The sequence below is a fragment of the Agromyces fucosus genome (genome assembly GCF_004134865.1).
In the GTDB taxonomy this organism is placed as follows: Bacteria; Actinomycetota; Actinomycetes; order Actinomycetales; family Microbacteriaceae; genus Agromyces; species Agromyces fucosus.
The window spans coordinates 78,220-94,506 of record NZ_SDPO01000004.1 but is presented as its reverse complement, the minus strand read 5'-3'; the positions used below and the strand labels follow the sequence as shown (position 1 = coordinate 94,506).

14 protein-coding genes are annotated in these 16,287 nt (G+C 69.8%); 8 read left to right on the top strand and 6 right to left on the bottom strand.

The features are described 5' to 3' along the window. The first annotated feature begins 71 nt into the window (after positions 1-71). Complete coding sequence (locus ESP57_RS15945) at positions 72-2,108, top strand: glycosyltransferase (protein ID WP_129232246.1); 2,037 nt, start codon at positions 72-74, stop codon at positions 2,106-2,108. A gap of 6 nt (positions 2,109-2,114) precedes the next feature. Here the strand turns inward: ESP57_RS15945 and ESP57_RS15940 are convergent, their stop codons facing one another. Then, positions 2,115-2,306, bottom strand: a complete 192-nt coding sequence (locus tag ESP57_RS15940; protein ID WP_056013701.1) for a DUF5302 domain-containing protein — start codon at positions 2,304-2,306, stop codon at positions 2,115-2,117. A gap of 363 nt (positions 2,307-2,669) precedes the next feature. Between ESP57_RS15940 and ESP57_RS15935 the strand changes: the two genes are divergently transcribed. Next, positions 2,670-4,952: a polyribonucleotide nucleotidyltransferase gene (locus ESP57_RS15935; RefSeq protein ID WP_056013698.1), complete on the top strand. Its 2,283-nt coding sequence runs from the start codon at positions 2,670-2,672 to the stop codon at positions 4,950-4,952. 179 nt (positions 4,953-5,131) lie between these two features. Here the strand turns inward: ESP57_RS15935 and ESP57_RS15930 are convergent, their stop codons facing one another. The 4 genes from ESP57_RS15930 to ESP57_RS15915 form a co-directional block, all read right to left on the bottom strand. Beyond that, positions 5,132-5,341, bottom strand: coding sequence for a hypothetical protein (locus ESP57_RS15930; protein ID WP_056013695.1), 210 nt, complete (start codon positions 5,339-5,341; stop codon positions 5,132-5,134). After that, on the bottom strand, positions 5,338-6,030 hold the full coding sequence (locus ESP57_RS15925) for an ArsR/SmtB family transcription factor (RefSeq protein ID WP_158556787.1): 693 nt from the start codon (positions 6,028-6,030) through the stop codon (positions 5,338-5,340). The genes ESP57_RS15930 and ESP57_RS15925 overlap by 4 nt, the downstream gene beginning before the upstream one ends. Positions 6,031-6,080: 50 nt before the next feature. Continuing rightward, positions 6,081-7,028: an ATP-grasp domain-containing protein gene (locus tag ESP57_RS15920; RefSeq protein WP_129232245.1), complete on the bottom strand. Its 948-nt coding sequence runs from the start codon at positions 7,026-7,028 to the stop codon at positions 6,081-6,083. An 89-nt stretch (positions 7,029-7,117) separates the two neighbouring features. Then, positions 7,118-8,143, bottom strand: coding sequence for a LacI family DNA-binding transcriptional regulator (locus tag ESP57_RS15915; RefSeq protein ID WP_243648562.1), 1,026 nt, complete (start codon positions 8,141-8,143; stop codon positions 7,118-7,120). Between the two features lie 211 nt (positions 8,144-8,354). Here ESP57_RS15915 and ESP57_RS15910 point away from each other — a divergent pair, with 211 nt between their 5' ends. From ESP57_RS15910 to ESP57_RS15895, 4 genes are all read left to right on the top strand, one after another. Further along, positions 8,355-9,647, top strand: coding sequence for an ABC transporter substrate-binding protein (locus tag ESP57_RS15910; protein ID WP_207904571.1), 1,293 nt, complete (start codon positions 8,355-8,357; stop codon positions 9,645-9,647). 97 nt (positions 9,648-9,744) lie between these two features. Next, positions 9,745-10,659, top strand: a complete 915-nt coding sequence (locus ESP57_RS18625; RefSeq protein ID WP_056013683.1) for a carbohydrate ABC transporter permease — start codon at positions 9,745-9,747, stop codon at positions 10,657-10,659. Continuing rightward, complete coding sequence (locus ESP57_RS18620) at positions 10,656-11,531, top strand: carbohydrate ABC transporter permease (protein ID WP_056013678.1); 876 nt, start codon at positions 10,656-10,658, stop codon at positions 11,529-11,531. The genes ESP57_RS18625 and ESP57_RS18620 overlap by 4 nt, the downstream gene beginning before the upstream one ends. Next, the gene (locus ESP57_RS15895) at positions 11,528-13,426 is read left to right on the top strand and encodes a glycoside hydrolase family 35 protein (protein WP_243648561.1); all 1,899 of its coding nucleotides are present in this window, start codon (positions 11,528-11,530) and stop codon (positions 13,424-13,426) included. The genes ESP57_RS18620 and ESP57_RS15895 overlap by 4 nt, the downstream gene beginning before the upstream one ends. A 40-nt stretch (positions 13,427-13,466) precedes the next feature. On the opposite strand, the gene ESP57_RS15890 is transcribed toward ESP57_RS15895, so the two are convergent. After that, the gene (locus ESP57_RS15890) at positions 13,467-13,925 is read right to left on the bottom strand and encodes an Lrp/AsnC family transcriptional regulator (RefSeq protein WP_056013675.1); all 459 of its coding nucleotides are present in this window, start codon (positions 13,923-13,925) and stop codon (positions 13,467-13,469) included. A 166-nt stretch (positions 13,926-14,091) separates the two neighbouring features. Between ESP57_RS15890 and pdhA the strand changes: the two genes are divergently transcribed. Together pdhA and ESP57_RS15880 are read left to right on the top strand one after the other, a co-directional pair. Beyond that, on the top strand, positions 14,092-15,279 hold the full coding sequence (gene pdhA, locus ESP57_RS15885) for a pyruvate dehydrogenase (acetyl-transferring) E1 component subunit alpha (protein ID WP_129232244.1): 1,188 nt from the start codon (positions 14,092-14,094) through the stop codon (positions 15,277-15,279). After that, positions 15,276-16,286: an alpha-ketoacid dehydrogenase subunit beta gene (locus tag ESP57_RS15880; protein WP_129232243.1), complete on the top strand. Its 1,011-nt coding sequence runs from the start codon at positions 15,276-15,278 to the stop codon at positions 16,284-16,286. The genes pdhA and ESP57_RS15880 overlap by 4 nt, the downstream gene beginning before the upstream one ends. Position 16,287: the final 1 nt, after the last annotated feature.

Genomic DNA, 16,287 nt, shown 5'->3' with positions numbered 1-16,287 from the left:
AGACGATGAATCCTCGGTTCCCGGAGGTGATTCCGTCCGTTCTTCGCCGGAGCACCCCTCACGCTGGAGTCGTGAAGGTCGTCCTCCTCGCAGAATCGTTCCTCCCGCACATGAACGGCGTGACGCACTCGCTGCTGCAGGCGCTGCGCCACCTCGAGCGACGGGGGCACGATGCCCTCGTGATCGCCCCGCGCTCCGGGCCGATCGACCACACCCTCTACGGCGCCCGATCCGTGCTGCTGCCGTCGGTCCCGCTCCCGAGCTATCCCGATGTTCGCGTCACGCTCGCGGGCGCGCATCGTCTGGCCGAGGTGATGCACGCGCACGGGGCCGAGGTCGTGCACCTCGCCTCGCCGTTCGTGCTCGGCTGGCGCGGCGTGCTGGCCGCCGAGTCGCTCGGCATCCCGAGCGTCGCGGTCTACCAGACCGACATCCCGTCATATGCGGAGCGCTACGGCGTCCCGGGCGCGGCGCCCGCGCTCACCCGCCACCTCGGGCGCCTGCACCGGCGCGCCACGCTGACGCTCGCACCCTCGTCGTCGGCCGTCGAACGGCTCGAGTCGCTCGGCGTCGACCGGCTCCGGCTCTGGCGCCGCGGCGTCGACACCGAGCGGTTCGCGCCAGACCGGCGCGACGAGGGCCGGCGCCGCGAGTGGGCGCCGAACGGCGAGATTCTCGTCGGCTACGTCGGGCGCCTCGCACCCGAGAAGCAGGTCGAGGACCTCCGCGCGATCGCGACGCTGCCGGGCGTGCGGCTGATCGTCATCGGCGACGGACCGTCGAGGCTGCAGCTCGAGCGGGTGCTGCCCGAGGCCCGCTTCACCGGGTTCCTCGGCGGCGACGAACTCGCGCGGGCGATGGCGAGCCTCGACGTCTTCGTGCACCCCGGCGAGAGCGAGACGTTCTGCCAGACCGTGCAGGAGGCGATGGCGAGCGGCGTGCCGGTCGTGGCGACCGGGCGCGGCGGCCCGCTCGACCTCGTGCAGAACAGCGTGAACGGATGGCTCTACCGCCCGGGCGACCTCGACGACCTGCGGGATCGCGTGCGCGACCTCACCGGTGACGATGCGAAGCGCCGGGCATTCGGGGAGCGCGCACGCCAATCCGTCGCCGGGCGAGGATGGGACCGGCTCGGTGACGAGCTCATCGGCCACTACGAGTCGGTGATGGGGCACGCGACGGTCACTGCGACGGATGCCGAGGCGCCTCCGAGCCCCGTCCAGGATCAGGGCCCCGTGGCATCCGCACCGCCCGCTCCTGCCCCGCGCCGCTGGAGTCGCTACGTCGCCGTCGGGGACTCGCTCACGGAAGGGCTCTGCGACACGTCTCGCGCGCCAGCGGGGGAGTACCGAGGCTGGGCCGACCGCCTCGCGATGCTGCTCGCGGTCACGAGCCGCGATGCACCGGTCGGATACGCGAACCTCGCCGTGCGCAGCCGCAAGGTGCGGGACGCGATCGACGTGCAGCTTCCCGAGGCCGCCGCGCTCGGCGCCGACCTCGTCTCGGTGCTCATCGGGGCCAATGACCTCGTCGGCCGTCGAGTCGATCCCGAGCGGCTCGCGCTCGACCTCGGCGCCGCCGTCTCACGCCTGCGGTCGACGGGGTGCGACGTGCTGCTCGTGACGCCGTTCCTGCCGCGCCGGCCGGTGACCCGGTTCTACCGGCAACGCTTCCGGACCTACAACGCGAGGCTGCGCGAGCTCGCCGCGGCGACGGGATCGATGCTCCTCGACGTCGAGGCCGACCCCGAGCTCATCGACCTCGAGCGCTGGGCGGAGGATCGCGTGCACCTGAACGCCGCCGGCCATCGCGGCATCGCGTACGCTGCGGCTCGCGTGCTCGGTGTGCGCCATGCCAGCGTGCTCGGCGAGCTCGAGCACGCGGTGCACGATCAGGAGGAGGACCTCGGCCTCACCGCGGTCGGCGACGCCGAGTGGCTCGTGCGACACGCGGTGCCGTGGCTTCGTCGTCGGCTCGCCGGACGTGCCGCGGGTGACGGGCGAACGCCGAAGCGTGCGCAACTGGTGCCCGTCATCGTGCCGACGGCCGACCGCGAGCCTCGGAAGACGCAGCTCGTCACCGTCCAGGGGACGGTGACGAGGGAGTGAGACGGATCAGCCGCTCTTGCGGCGGAACTCGCGCTTGTGGTCGGCCGGGCCCTGCGTGTGCTGTGCTGCGCCGCCCCCGTCGAGGTGGGATTCGCCGGAGCGCTTCTTCGCCGCGCTGTTCTTGCGATCGAGGGCCTCGCGGAACTTGCGCTTCGCCTCGTCGGACGGGCCCTGGTTGGTCTGCTCGTCGGAACTCATGGGTTCGAGTCTGTCACGGATGCCTCGCGCCCGCGCACGTGCAGGCGGTGCCGAGCGGGCTCGCGCCACGCGACATCCGCTGTTCACCGGCCGAAAACGGACGCTCTGCTAGCATTGGGGGAGGTTGCCCGTGCTTTTCGTGCGGGCGATCGCTGGAGCAGGCCGGCAGGAAGCTGGTCCCCTGTGGTGGATTACCGATCGTTGATCGAGTGCGACGAAGTCGTGTTTCGAGATCCGAGCGGTGGACTTCTACTGGTGGCCAGCGTGAACGCGTCGACCGACGCGATTCGTATTGCCTGTTCCTGCTCCTCTGGATGAGTCGCGCCCACACGGGGTGCGACGGTAAACAAAGGAGACGACCTCTTGGAAGGTCCTGAAATCACGTTCGCCGAAACGGTCATCGACAATGGCAAGTTCGGCACCCGCACCATCCGCTTCGAGACCGGCCGTCTCGCCCAGCAGTCGCAGGGCTCCGCCGTCGCCTACATCGACGAAGAGACCATGCTGCTCTCGGCGACCTCGGTCTCCAAGCAGCCGAAGGAGCACTTCGACTTCTTCCCGCTCACGATCGACGTCGAAGAGCGCATGTACGCAGCTGGCCGCATCCCGGGCTCGTTCTTCCGCCGCGAGGGCCGCCCCTCGACCGAGGCGATCCTCACCTGCCGCCTGATCGACCGCCCCCTGCGCCCCTCGTTCGTCGAGGGCCTCCGCAACGAGGTGCAGGTCGTCGTCACCGTGCTCGCGATCGAGCCCGATGAGTTCTACGACGTGCTCGCCATCAACGCCGCGTCGCTCTCGACGCAGCTCTCCGGTCTCCCGTTCTCGGGTCCGGTCGGCGGCGTCCGCGTCGCCCTCATCGACGGCCAGTGGGTCGCGTTCCCGAAGTACTCGCAGATCGAAGAGGCCGTGTTCAGCATGGTCGTCGCCGGTCGCGTGATCACCGAGGCCGACGGCTCGCAGGACGTCGCGATCATGATGATCGAGGCCGAGGCGACCGACAACGCGTGGAACCTCATCCAGGCCGGCGGGGTCAAGCCCGACGAGGCCGTCATCGCGCAGGGCATCGAGGCTTCGAAGCCCTTCATCAAGCAGCTCGTCGAGGCGCAGCAGTCGGTCGCGAAGACCGCCGCGAAGCCGACCGCCGACTACCCGACGTTCCCGCCGTACCAGGCCGAGGTCAAGGCGGCGGTGGAAGCGTTCGCGAGCGCCGAGCTCAAGGACGTCTACAAGATCGCCGGCAAGGTCGAGCGCCAGGACGCCGATGACGCGCTCAAGTCGCGCGTCAAGGAGCACGTCGCGGCCAAGGTCGAAGCGGGCGAACTGCCCGATTCGGCCAACGCCGAGGTCTCCGCGGCCTACAAGTCGGTCACGAAGCACGTCATGCGCACGCGCGTCCTCGAAGAGGGTGTGCGCATCGACGGCCGCGGGCTCGCCGACATCCGCCCGCTCGACGCAGAGGTGCAGGTCGTTCCCCGTGTCCACGGCTCGGCCATCTTCCAGCGCGGTGAGACCCAGATCCTCGGCGTCACGACGCTGAACATGCTGAAGCTCGAGCAGTCGATCGACTCGCTGAGCCCGGTCACCAAGAAGCGCTACATGCACAACTACAACTTCCCGCCCTACTCGACCGGTGAGACCGGTCGCGTCGGGTCGCCGAAGCGTCGCGAGATCGGGCACGGCGCACTCGCCGAGCGCGCCCTCGTGCCCGTGCTGCCCACGCGCGAGGAGTTCCCCTACGCGATCCGCCAGGTGTCCGAGGCTCTCGGCTCCAACGGCTCGACGTCGATGGGCTCCGTCTGCGCCTCGACCCTCGCGCTCCTGAACGCGGGCGTGCCGCTGCGCGCACCCGTCGCCGGCATCGCGATGGGCCTCATCTCCGACACCGTGAACGGCGAGACGCGCTACGCGGCCCTCACCGACATCCTCGGCGCCGAAGACGCCCTCGGCGACATGGACTTCAAGGTCGCCGGCACGTCGGAGTTCGTCACGGCGATCCAGCTCGACACGAAGCTCGACGGCATCCCCGCCTCGGTGCTCGCCGGCGCGCTGACGCAGGCGAAGGACGCTCGCACGACGATCCTCGCCGTGCTGAACGCCGCCATCGACGGCCCTGACGAGATGGCTCCGACCGCGCCCCGCGTGATCTCGGTGCAGATCCCCGTCGACAAGATCGGCGAGCTGATCGGCCCGAAGGGCAAGACGATCAACGCGATCCAGGACGAGACCGGCGCCGACATCTCCATCGAGGAGGACGGCACCGTCTACATCGGCGCGACCGACGGCCCCTCGGCCGAGGCCGCCCGCGCCCAGGTCAACGCGATCGCGAACCCGACCAACCCCGAGGTCGGCGAGCAGTTCCTCGGAACCGTCGTCAAGATCGCGGCGTTCGGCGCGTTCGTCTCCCTGCTCCCGGGTAAAGACGGCCTGCTGCACATCAGCGAGGTGCGCAAGCTCGCCGGTGGCAAGCGCGTCGAGAACGTCGAAGACGTGCTCGGCGTCGGCCAGAAGATCCTCGTCGAGATCACGAAGATCGACGACCGCGGCAAGCTGTCGCTCGCCCCGGTGCTGGCCGAAGACGCCGACACCGAGGGTCGCGAGACCGCAGGCACGCACGCTGAAGAGCCCGCAGAGGGCGCCGACGCGTAGGTCGCAGTCATAACAGCGGATGCCCCGCCCGATTCGTTCGGGCGGGGCATCCGTCGTTTTCAGGCGGTGCTGCTGCGACGTGCACCGCCACAGATTCGGAGATCTCCATCCTCTCGGCGAGATCCGGCTGATCGGAACCGATCGGATGGTGAGCTCCGCCGTTGTGGCGGCGGAGCGGCTCACATGGGCAGGAAGCCGGCGCTGCGGTGCAGTGCATCGCGCTCGGCGAGTGCCGCCTCGGCGGTGGCTCGTGCATCGATGCGGCGCTGCAGACGATCTCGATCGTTGCGTCGAGCTGCGCGCTGCAGTCCCCAGCTCGCAAGGCTGAGACCGCTGCGCACCGCCCAGCCGGAGAGGAGTCCGGAATCGGGGGAGAGGAGAGTGGTCATCGTTCCTCCTTCGGAGAGGTGTCGTTCTTCTGGGTGTCGTTCTTCGACGGGTCTTCGGTGACCTCCCCGCGCACGAGCGGGAAGGCGTTGACGTGCAGCTGCACGGGCCGGGAGCCGGTCGACGGTGTGCGCTTGTAGGCCGCGACGTACTTCGCGATCGCCGCGTCGATGTCGGCGACGAGGCCGCTCAGCTGCTCGGGCGTCAGGCGCAGGTTGATGGTGTCGCTCGTCGCGACGTCGAGCCACGCGTCGTCGAAGACGTGCTCGCCCTCGCTGAGGAACTCGCGGAAGTTCTGTTCGCGCTTGCGGAACCACTCGTCTTCGACGAGCTTGACCGCGAGACGGTCGGCGCTGCCCGGCGGCAGCGAGCGGGCATCGGGAATCGCGATCGAACCCGGCGTGCGCTCCCACCAGCGCTCGCGGCCCTTTCCTCGCGTGGTGTCTTCGCGCACGAGCCCGGCGCCTTCGAGCTGCCGCAGGTGGTAGCTCGTCGAGCCGCTCGATTCGCCGAGTCGTTCGCCGAGCCCGCTCGCGGTGAGCGGGCCGTATGCCGAGAGCTCGTCGTAGATGCGGACGCGCAACGGGTGCGCGAGGGACTTGAGGCTCGCCGACGGCAGCACGTGGTCGATGCCGGGGTGGCGGCTGCTGCTGGGCTGGGCCGTGATGTCGGCGGGGTTCGTGGTTGCCATGTTGCAAAGGTATCGCTGCAAAGAAATCTTTGCAAGCATTTGTTTGCAACTTATCGCGCAGGGCGTGTGCGACGTTCGAACCGGAGGAGGGTCGCCTCGGCGAATCTCGCCGCGCTGCCCGGCGCGAGGCCGAAGTAGAGCATCGGTTCGATGAGCTCCAGTTCGAGCACGGCGAGCCGGCCGTGGACGCGCACGACGTCGACGCGCGCGTACAGCAGGTCGTACGGCAGGCGAGTGAGCATCGCCTGCACCTCCGCGACATCCGAATCGGCGACATCGCTCACCTCGATGGTGCCGCCGTAGATTCCGTGCGCGCGGAAGTCGCCGATCGCAGGTCGCTTGCGCAGCACATGGCTCAGGGATCCGCCGATGAAGATGAACGAGAGCTCGCCCTCGTCGAGGATCGCGTCGGCGAACGGCTGCACCATGACCTCGGCATCGGGTGGGAAGGCGTCGAGGGCCTGCTGAAGGGTTGCGGCGGTCGTGCGCACGACCCCTGATCCGCCGACGCCGACCGCGGGCTTCACGACGAGCTCGTCCCAACCCGACTCGGAGATGTCCGCGCTGAGACGCGCTCCGGTCCTCGGGGTTCCGCGCACCAGCGGCACGATGGGAACGCCCAGGCGATCGAGGTCGTCGAGGTAGTGCTTGTCGGCGTTCCAACGCACGGCCCCCTCGGGGTTCAGCAGCAAGGCGCTCGATCGCTCGATCGCGGCGACCGTCTCGAGGAACTGCGGCAGGTGGTCGACGTAGTCCCACGTGCTCCGGATCACGACGGCGTCGTAGGCGTTCCAGTCGACCTCCGCGCTGCTCCACGCGACGGGCTCGGCGTCCACGCCGCGCTCGGCGAAGGCATCGAGGAGCCGGTGGTCGTCGTCGAACAGCGACTCGACGTCGGGGATCTCCCACGTCACGAAGCGGGGGAGTCGCTCGCAACGCAGCACGGCGATGCGCAGTCGTCTCGCGAGCGATGCCTGATCGGAGCCGGTGCCCGTCATGGCGCCAGACGCTACCACGGGCGCGATCGAGCGGCGGGTGTTCTGCGTCGAGTGTTCGGCGTCGAGTGGGAGGCGCGACGCGTTCGGCGTCAGGCGGGCGGTGCCGTGCTGCCGCGCACGATGAGCGTCGCGTCGACGGTGGTCTGCTCGGGTGTCGAATCGGGGTCGGCGATGACCTCGATCAGATGGCCGACCGCGAGGCGACCGATCTCTTCGAACGGCTGCGCCACGGTGGTCAAAGCCGGGCTGCAGTAGGCGGCGAGGGCGATGTCGTCGACGCCGATGACCGAGACGTCGTCGGGCACGCGGCGACCGTGTTCGTGCAGGGCCCGGATGACGCCGAACGCCATCTCGTCGCTCGAGGCGAAGATCGCCGTCACCTCGGGCATGCGGGCGAGGAGGAGTCCGGCCTGGTAGCCCGACTCCGGTGACCAGTCGCCGCGCAGGATGGGGGGTGCGTCACGACCCGCGGCCTCGAGCGCCGCGCGCCATCCGCTCTCGCGTTCGCCGGCCTCCACCCACTCGCCGGGCCCCGCGAGGTGCCACACCGTCTCGTGTCCCAGTGAGAGCAGGTGCTCGGTCGCGACCCGGCCGACGGTCGCCTGGTCGACGGCGACGACCTGCGTCGACGCGGACCTCGATCCGTCGATCGTCACGGTCGGGATGCGGCGGCTGATCTCCTCGGTCGCATCGCTGCCGACGAGCAGCGGCACGACCAGCACGATGCCCTCGACGGCCTGCTCCGCCAGGCGGGACATCGCCTCGGCGATGGCCTCGGGGGAGAGCGAGGTCGTCGTGGCCATGCTCACGGCGTAGCCGGCCGTTCGCGCGGCGCGCTCCATGCCGTAGCTGATGACGGCGCTCGAGTAGTTGAGGGTGGGCATGCTCACGACGCCGATCGTTCGGCTGCGCCCGGAGGAGAGCATGCTCGCAGCGGCGTTGCGCCGGTAGCCGAGCTGGGCGACGGCCTCCTCGACCTTCGCTCGGGTGCGCGCGGTGACGTTCGGGTGATTGCTGAGTGCGCGGGAGACGGTCTGCTTCGAGACGCCCGCGAGTGCGGCGACGTCGGCCATGTCGGGGGCCCGGCCGGCGGGAGATCTCGGTGTGCTGCTCATGGTCGCTCCATCGGGGCGTCAGTGCGCATGGACCCTCCATCCGCGTCGATGTTACCGATCATACCCATCCGACAGATTTCGGTGGGGATTTCGAGCGGTTCCTTGATCCAATGGGGACTCGAGTTGTTGAGATCGGTAACAATCTGTGTAATGCTGTCCGACGACGGCCCCCGCGGCCAGCACCTCTGCATTCACATTCAAGGGAGATTCAGTGAAGAAGACAGCACTTCGCTCGGCCGGTCTGGCCGGAGCCGTCGCGGTGGGCCTCGCGCTCACGGCCTGCTCGAGCGGGGGCGGCGCGACCGCCGACGGCCCCGCCGAGATCGACTTCTGGGGCTGGGCCCCGGGCTATGCCGACGCGGTTGCGGCGTACAACGCCTCGCAGGACGACGTGAAGGTCAACTACGAAGAGGTTTCCCCCGGAGCCAAGGGCGGCTACGAGAAGATGCTCAACGCGGTCACCGCGGGCAATGCGCCGTGCCTCGGCCAGGTCGGCTACGAGACGCTCACGAGCTTCGCCGCTCAGGGCGCCCTCGAAGACGTGTCCGACATCGCCGCCGACGACGAGGGCGACTTCAGCGCGGCCACCTGGGCGGCGATGAGCGTCGGCGACGCCGTCTACGGCGTGCCCGTCGACCAGGGCCCGATGGCCCTCTTCTACAACACCGAGGTCTTCGACGCACTCGGCATCGCCGTGCCGACCACGTGGGACGAGTACAAGGCGGCAGCGCAGCAGATCCACGCGGCCGACCCGTCGAAGTACATCTCGGCGACGTACCTCAACTACGACTACGCCGGATTCGACTGGCAGGCACAGGCGCCCTGGTTCGGCGTCGACGGCGACTCGTGGAACGTCTCGATCGACTCGCCCGAGGGCGGAGAGGTCGCCTCGTACTGGCAGGGCATGGTCGACGAGGGTCTGCTGAGCCCCGCCCCCATGTGGGACCAGTCCTGGTACACCGGCCTCGGCGACGGCAGCATCGCCACGCACGTCGGCGCCGTCTGGATCGCCGGCATCCTGAAGGGCAGCGCCCCCGACGGCGCTGGCAAGTGGGCCGTTGCGCCGATGCCGCAGTGGAACGCCGGCGACGAGATCACCGGCAACGTCGGCGGATCCGGCACGGCCGTGCTGAAGGGTTGCGACAACCCCGAGGCCGCGTGGGACTTCGCTCACTTCATGAGCACCGACGCCGACACCTACTCGGCGCTCGTCGAGTCGGCGGGCCTCTACCCGGCCGCCACCGACCTGCTCACGCTCCCGGTGCTCAGCGAGGGTGACGACTACTTCGGCGGGCAGAACATCTACGAGGTCTTCGCCGAATCCTCCGAGCACGTCGCCGATGGGTGGGTCTGGGGCCCGAACATGCCCGAGACCGTCGGGTTCCTCGACGACGGGCTGAGCGGGGCGTGGGCCGGCACCGGCACCATCGCCGACGCGCTCGCGACCACACAGCAGAAGACCGTGGACGCGCTCGAGGCCCAGGGCCTCTCGGTCTCCGAGTAGAGCAGGGGTTCGCGGCGATCGCCGCGCACCCGCGGGTGGCGGACCGGGTCGACCGGCCCGCCACCCGGCCCATGATGCACGCACGACAAGGAGCGACATGACCGCGGTCACCACGAACGGAGCAAGTGCGCGCGTGCGCAGGTGGCGCACGCCATGGCTGTTCCTCACCCCGTTCCTCCTGCTGTTCGTGGCGATGTACCTGGCCCCGATCGCGTTCGCGTTCATCCAGAGCCTCTTCACCCTGCAGCGCGACGGGCTCGGACTCACCGCGCCGACCCTCGCCTTCGATCCCTTCGCCAACTACGCGAGGGTCTTCACCGACGACGAGTTCATCGCCTCGCTCGGCCGGGTGCTGCTGTTTGGCGTCGTGCAGGTGCCCGTCATGCTCGGGCTCGCCCTCTTCATCGCGCTGCTCATCGACTCGAAGTCGGCGCGAGGCCGGGGCTTCTTCCGCCTCGGCAGCTTCCTGCCCTTCGCGGTGCCCGGCGTCGTCGCCGCGGTGATGTGGTCGTTCCTGTACTCGCCCGTCACGAGTCCGATCAACGGGTTCCTCGAGTCCGCGTTCGGGTTCACCATCCCGTTCTTCAGCGATGCGCTCGCCCTCTGGTCGGTCGCGAACGTCGTGACGTGGTGCTGGACCGGGTACAACATGCTCATCATCTACTCGGCACTGCAGACCATCCCCGCCGAGACGCTCGAAGCGGCGAAGATCGACGGCGCCTCGTCGTGGCGCACCGCCTGGAGCATCAAGATCCCGATGGTGCGGCCGGCCCTCATCCTCACGACCGTCTTCTCGATCATCGGCTCCGCCCAACTCTTCAACGAGCCGACCGTGCTGAAGCCCATCTCGGGTGGTGCGATCACCTCGACGTACACGCCGCTCATGGCCGCACAGGCGCAGGTGGCGGCGCAGAACTACCCGTACGCCGCCGCGGAGTCCGTCGTGCTCGCCGTGCTCGTCGGCGTCACGTCCTTCGTCTTCTTCAAGATCACCGGAAGGGGAGACCGTTGACCCCGACCCTCGCGTCCGCCACCCGCCCCCGCGGTCAGCGCGACACCACGCCGGCCAGCCGCACCGGCGTCATGGCAGTGCTGCTCCTCGCCGCCTTCTACTTCCTGATGCCGATCTGGTGGCTCATCGTCGCGGCGACGAAGCCCGCAGGTCACCAGTTCAGCGGCAGCGGCCTCTGGTTCGACGGCTTCGGCCTCGTCGACAACATCGCCCTCGTCTTCGACGTGAACAACGGCATCTTCGGCAGGTGGATGCTGAACAGCATCTTCTACTCGGGCACTGCCGCGCTCATCGGCACGGTGGTGTCGGCCATGGCCGGCTACGCCATCGCGAAGTACGCGTTCCGCGGGCGGGGCGTCGTGTTCGGGGTCATCCTCGCCGCGGTGCTGATCCCCAAGGTCATGTTCACCCTGCCGCTCTTCCTCATGTTCAACCAGGTCGGGCTCCTGAACACCCCGCTCGCGATGCTGCTCCCGTCGATCGTGAGCCCGTTCGGCGTGTACCTCGCGAGCGTCTTCGCCGCGCAGTCGGTGCCCGACGAGCTCATCGAGGCCGGTCGTCTCGACGGCGCGGGGGAGTTCCGCATCTTCCGGTCGGTGTCGATGCGCATCATGACTCCCGCCCTCGTCACGATCTTCCTATTCCAGTTCGTCGAGGTCTGGAACAACTACCTCCTGCCGGCGATGGTGCTGAACGACACCTCCCTGCAGCCGGTCGTCGTCGGGCTCGTCGGCTGGTCGGCCTCCAACGGCAACGTGCCAGCGGGCACCGTCGTCGTCGCCGCCTTCCTCTCGATCATCCCGCTCGTCATCGCCTTCCTCTCCCTGCAGCGCTTCTGGCGCGCGGGCCTCACCGCCGGAGCCATCAAGTGACCCGCCCCGCTCCATCCGACACCACCACCGCGACCGTGATCGCAGCCGGCGAGCCCGTCGCGTCGGCGGCGCGACCCGGTCGCGACCTTTCGCCCATCCTCACGTTCCGCGACGGCGAGCTGTTCCGCGACGGTGCGCCGCACCGCGTGCTGAGCGGATCGATCCACTACTTCCGCGTGCACCCCGAGCTCTGGCGCGACCGGCTCGAACGCCTTGCGGCGCTCGGCCTCAACACGGTCGACACCTACATCGCGTGGAACTTCCATCAGCGCGGCCAGGACGCCGCCGACTTCAGCGGATGGCGCGACGTCGAACGCTTCATCGAACTGGCCGGCGAGCTCGGCTTCGACGTCATCGTGCGACCCGGCCCCTACATCTGCGCCGAGTGGGACAACGGCGGCCTGCCGTCGTGGCTGACCGGCGTGCCCGGACTCCGCCCGCGCTCGAGCGACGCGCAGTACATGGCCGCCGTCGAGGAATGGTTCGACGAGCTCATCCCGCGGCTGGCCGCACTGCAGGCGAGTCGCGGCGGACCGATCGTGGCCGTGCAACTCGAGAACGAGTTCGGCAGCTACGGCGACGACTCGGGATATCTCAGCCGGCTCCGTGACGCGCTCGTGCAACGCGGTGTCACCGAACTGCTCTACACCGCCGATGGGCCGACCGAGCTCATGCTCGACGGCGGCACCCTGCCCGAGGTGCTCGCGACCGCGACCTTCGGCTCCCGCGCCCGCGAGGCGGCCGAGCTCCTCCGCTCGCGCCGCGACGGCGAACCGTTCCTCTGCGCCGAGTACTGGAACGGCTGGTTCGACCACTGGGGCGAGCACCATCACGTGCGCGAGCCCCGCGGTTCGGTCGGGGTGATCGACGAGATCCTCGAGGTCGGCGGCTCCGTCAGCATCTACATGGCGCACGGCGGCACGAACTTCGGGCTCTGGTCGGGAGCGAACCATGACGGCCGCGTGCTGCAGCCGACGGTCACGAGCTACGACTCCGACGCCCCGGTGAGCGAGCACGGCGACATCACCGAGAAGGGTCGGATGCTTCGGCAGCGACTCGAGGCATTCACCGGCGTCGTTCCGCCGGCCGTACCCGAGGATCGACCCGTGCTCGCCGCCCGACGGCTCTTCACGACGCCGGCCGCGGCGCTGCTGCCGGCGATGCGGGCGGCGGGCGGCGACGAGGCATCCGTCTCCGTGTCGCCCGCGAGCTTCGAGTCGCTCGGGCTCGACGCCGGACTCGTGCTCTACGAAGCGACCCCGATCCTGCCGAACGGCGCGAGCACGCTCTCGATCCGGGGCCTGCACGACCGCGCCCTGGTCTGGGTCGACGGCCGGTTCGTCGGCGCCGTCGACACCGTGAGCGCGGCTGCAGGTCTCGAGCTCTCCGGTCACGGCGAGCGCGTGCGCCTCGAGGTCCTCGTCGAGAACCAGGGCCGCATCAACTACGGGCCGCTGCTGGGCCAGGGCAAGGGCATCCTCGGCGCAGTGCAGGTCGACCGCCGGATCGTGCAGGGCTGGCGGAGCCGACCGATCGCGCTCGCCGAGTGGACCTCTGCCGAACTCGAGGCGGCTGTCGCGGGCGGCGAGGGGGTCGAGGGGGTCGAGCCAGGTGCCGCGGGGTTCTCCACCGCTGTGCTCGAGATCGACGCCGCCGCCGACACCTTCCTCGCGCTGCCCGGCTTCGTGAAGGGCTTCGTCTGGGTCAACGGCTTCCTCCTCGGCCGGTACTGGGAGATCGGACCGCAGGTCACGCTCTACGTGCCGTCCCCCGTGCTGCGTGCCGGTGTCAACACCGTGACCGTGCTCGAACTCGAGCGGAGCGGCGAGGCGATCGAACTGCGCGAGGTTCCCGAGCTCGGGCCTGCTGAGGAGTACATCGAGTCGTTCGGCTGAGTGCGGGCCGCCGCCCAGTGCGTCCGGCGCGCGCAGCGGGTCAGCGCTCGAGGAGCGGCGCGAGCCGGTAGGGGATGAGCTCGCCCATCGCCAGCGAGGTCTCGGTGCGCTCGACGCCGTCGATCGCGAGGATCTCGCCGTCGATGCGGAAGAGGTCGTGCGCGTCGCGGCAGACGACCCGCACGAGCAGGTCGATCGACCCCGAGAGCCCGTGCGCCTGGATCACCTCGGGAATGCGCCCGATCTCGTCGACGACCTCGCCGAGCAGCTTCTGGCGAACGTGCACGGAGATGAAGGCCTCGATCGGGTAGCCGAGCGGGGCCGGGTCCATGCTGCGCTCGAACGAGAGGAACGCGCCGGACGCCTCCAGGCGCGCCATGCGCGCCTGCACCGTGTTGCGCGAGAGCCCGAGGCGATCGGCGAGCGCCACCACGGTCGCCCTCGGGTCGGGGGCGAGCGCCGTGAGCAGCGCCTTGTCGACAGCGTCGTAACCGGTCATAACGCCACACGATAGCAGCCGACCGGGTGCTGCAACCGTGCAACATGCTCAACGGGGCTTTGGTTGGTTGAGCTGTGTGCGAGATCGACGTACGCTCAGGGTATCCGGCAGTGCCGCCGGGCGCGGGCAGCCCACGAAGCGAGCCCGCCGACAGCGAGGATCGACGATGACCCCATCCGACCGAGACGCCACCGGGCTCCTGACGCAGCGCGAGCTCACCCGGCCCGACGACGACCTCGTGCAGCTCGTGACCCCCACGGGCGAACGCCACGCGAACGCGGAGTTCGATCCGTGGATCGCCGACATCGACCTCGGCGCCCTTGGCCGCCTCTACCGCGACATGGCGATCGTGCGGCGCATCGATGCGGAGGCCACCGCGCTGCAGCGTCAGGGCGAACTCGGACTCTGGCCGCCGCTCGCCGGCCAGGAGGCCGCGCAGATCGGCTCGGGCCGCGCGCTCCGCGACGACGACTTCATCTTCTCCAGCTACCGCGAGCACGCGCTCGCGTGGGTGCGCGGCGTCGAGCCTGCCGAACTCCTCTCGGTCTGGCGCGGAACCGCCGCCTCGGGCTGGAACCCCTTCGAGCACGGCATGGCCGTGCCGCAGATCATCATCGGCGCCCAGGCGCTGCACGCGACCGGTTACGCCATGGGCGCGGCATGGGAGGGCTCGGATGCCGCGGCGATCGCGTTCTTCGGCGACGGCGCCACGAGCGAGGGCGACGTCAACGAGGCATTCGTCTTCGCCGCGAGCTTCGACGCCCCGGTCGTCTTCTTCTGCCAGAACAACCAGTGGGCGATCTCCGAGCCCGTGGGCCTGCAGTCGAAGCAGCATCTCGCCCGCAGGGCCGACGGCTTCGGCATGCCGGGCGTGCGCGTAGACGGCAACGACGTGCTCGCCGTGCTCGCCGCGACCCGCATCGCACTCGACCGCGCTCGCCGCGGTGCCGGCCCGACGCTCATCGAGGCGGTCACCTATCGCATGGGACCGCACACGACGGCCGACGACCCCAAGCGCTACCGCACCGACGACGAGCTCGCCGAGTGGCGCGAGCGCGACCCGCTCGCACGAGTGCTCGCGTTGCTCGAGGCATCCGGAGTCGACATCGCGGGCCTCGAGCGCGACGTCGCGGCCGACGCCGACCGCGCTGCGGCGGAGCTCCGCGCCGCGATCACGACGATCGCCGATCCCGAGGCGCTCACGGTCTTCGACCACGTCTACGCCGAGCCCAACAGCCACCTCGAGCGGCAGCGCGACCACTACACGCGCTATCTCTCGATGTTCGACGACGGGTCGACGCAGAACAGCACGGGCGCCGCGGCATCCGAGACCGCCGAAGGAGGCGCACGATGACCACGCTCACGCTCGCGAAGGCCCTCAACGCCGGACTCCGCCGCGCGCTCGCCGACGACGACAAGGTCGTGCTCATGGGCGAGGACATCGGCACGCTCGGCGGCGTCTTCCGCGTCACCGACGGGCTGAAGGCCGAGTTCGGTGCGAAGCGGGTCGTCGACACGCCGCTCTCCGAGGCCGGCATCGTCGGCACCGCCGTCGGCCTCGCCTACCGCGGCTTCCGACCCGTCATCGAGATCCAGTTCGACGGATTCATCTACCCGGGGTTCGACCAGATCGTCGCGCAGGTCGCGAAGCTGCACTACCGCTCGCGCGGGAACGTCCGCATGCCGATCACGATCCGCGTGCCGTTCGGCGGCGGCATCGGCGCGGCCGAGCACCACTCCGAGTCGCCCGAGGCGTACTTCGCCCACACCGCGGGGCTGCGGGTCGTGGCGTGCTCCGATCCCGCCGACGCCTACATGATGGTGCGCCAGGCGATCGCGAGCGACGACCCCGTGCTGTTCTTCGAGCCGAAGCGCCGCTATCACGTGAAGGGCGAGGTCGACGAGACGGCCAGCCTCGCCGACGCCCGGCCGATGGGCGTGGCGACGACCGTGACGACCGGCACCGACGTGACGCTCGTGACCTACGGCGCGCTCGTGCAGACGGCGCGCGACGTCGCGACGGCGGCAGCCGAAGACGGCGTGTCGGTCGAGGTCATCGACCTGCGATCGATCGCGCCCGTCGACTACGCGACGATCGAGGCCTCCGTGCGCCGCACCGGGCGACTCGTCATCACGCACGAGGCCGGCCAGCAGGGCGGAGTGGGGGCGGAACTCGCCGCCTCGATCACCGAGCGCTGCTTCGAGTTCCTCGAGGCAGCTCCCGTGCGCGTCACCGGCCACGACATCCCGTACCCGCCCGCGAAGCTCGAGCGGCACCACCTGCCCGACCTCGACCGCATCCTCGACGGCATCGACCGGGTGCTCGGCCGGCCGAACTCGCTGAGCGGGGTGGAGGCGTGAG

Bases quoted from the DNA above. Each gene is read 5' to 3' on its own strand.
- ESP57_RS15940 (WP_056013701.1), bottom strand. From the start codon at position 2,306: ATGAGTTCCGACGAGCAGACCAACCAGGGCCCGTCCGACGAGGCGAAG.
- ESP57_RS15930 (WP_056013695.1), bottom strand. From the start codon at position 5,341: ATGACCACTCTCCTCTCCCCCGATTCCGGACTCCTCTCCGGCTGGGCG.
- ESP57_RS15890 (WP_056013675.1), bottom strand. From the start codon at position 13,925: ATGACCGGTTACGACGCTGTCGACAAGGCGCTGCTCACGGCGCTCGCC.
- pdhA (WP_129232244.1), top strand. From the start codon at position 14,092: ATGACCCCATCCGACCGAGACGCCACCGGGCTCCTGACGCAGCGCGAG.
- ESP57_RS15915 (WP_243648562.1), bottom strand. From the start codon at position 8,143: ATGAGCAGCACACCGAGATCTCCCGCCGGCCGGGCCCCCGACATGGCC.
- ESP57_RS15925 (WP_158556787.1), bottom strand. From the start codon at position 6,030: ATGGCAACCACGAACCCCGCCGACATCACGGCCCAGCCCAGCAGCAGC.
- ESP57_RS18625 (WP_056013683.1), top strand. From the start codon at position 9,745: ATGACCGCGGTCACCACGAACGGAGCAAGTGCGCGCGTGCGCAGGTGG.
- ESP57_RS15920 (WP_129232245.1), bottom strand. From the start codon at position 7,028: ATGACGGGCACCGGCTCCGATCAGGCATCGCTCGCGAGACGACTGCGC.
- ESP57_RS15880 (WP_129232243.1), top strand. From the start codon at position 15,276: ATGACCACGCTCACGCTCGCGAAGGCCCTCAACGCCGGACTCCGCCGC.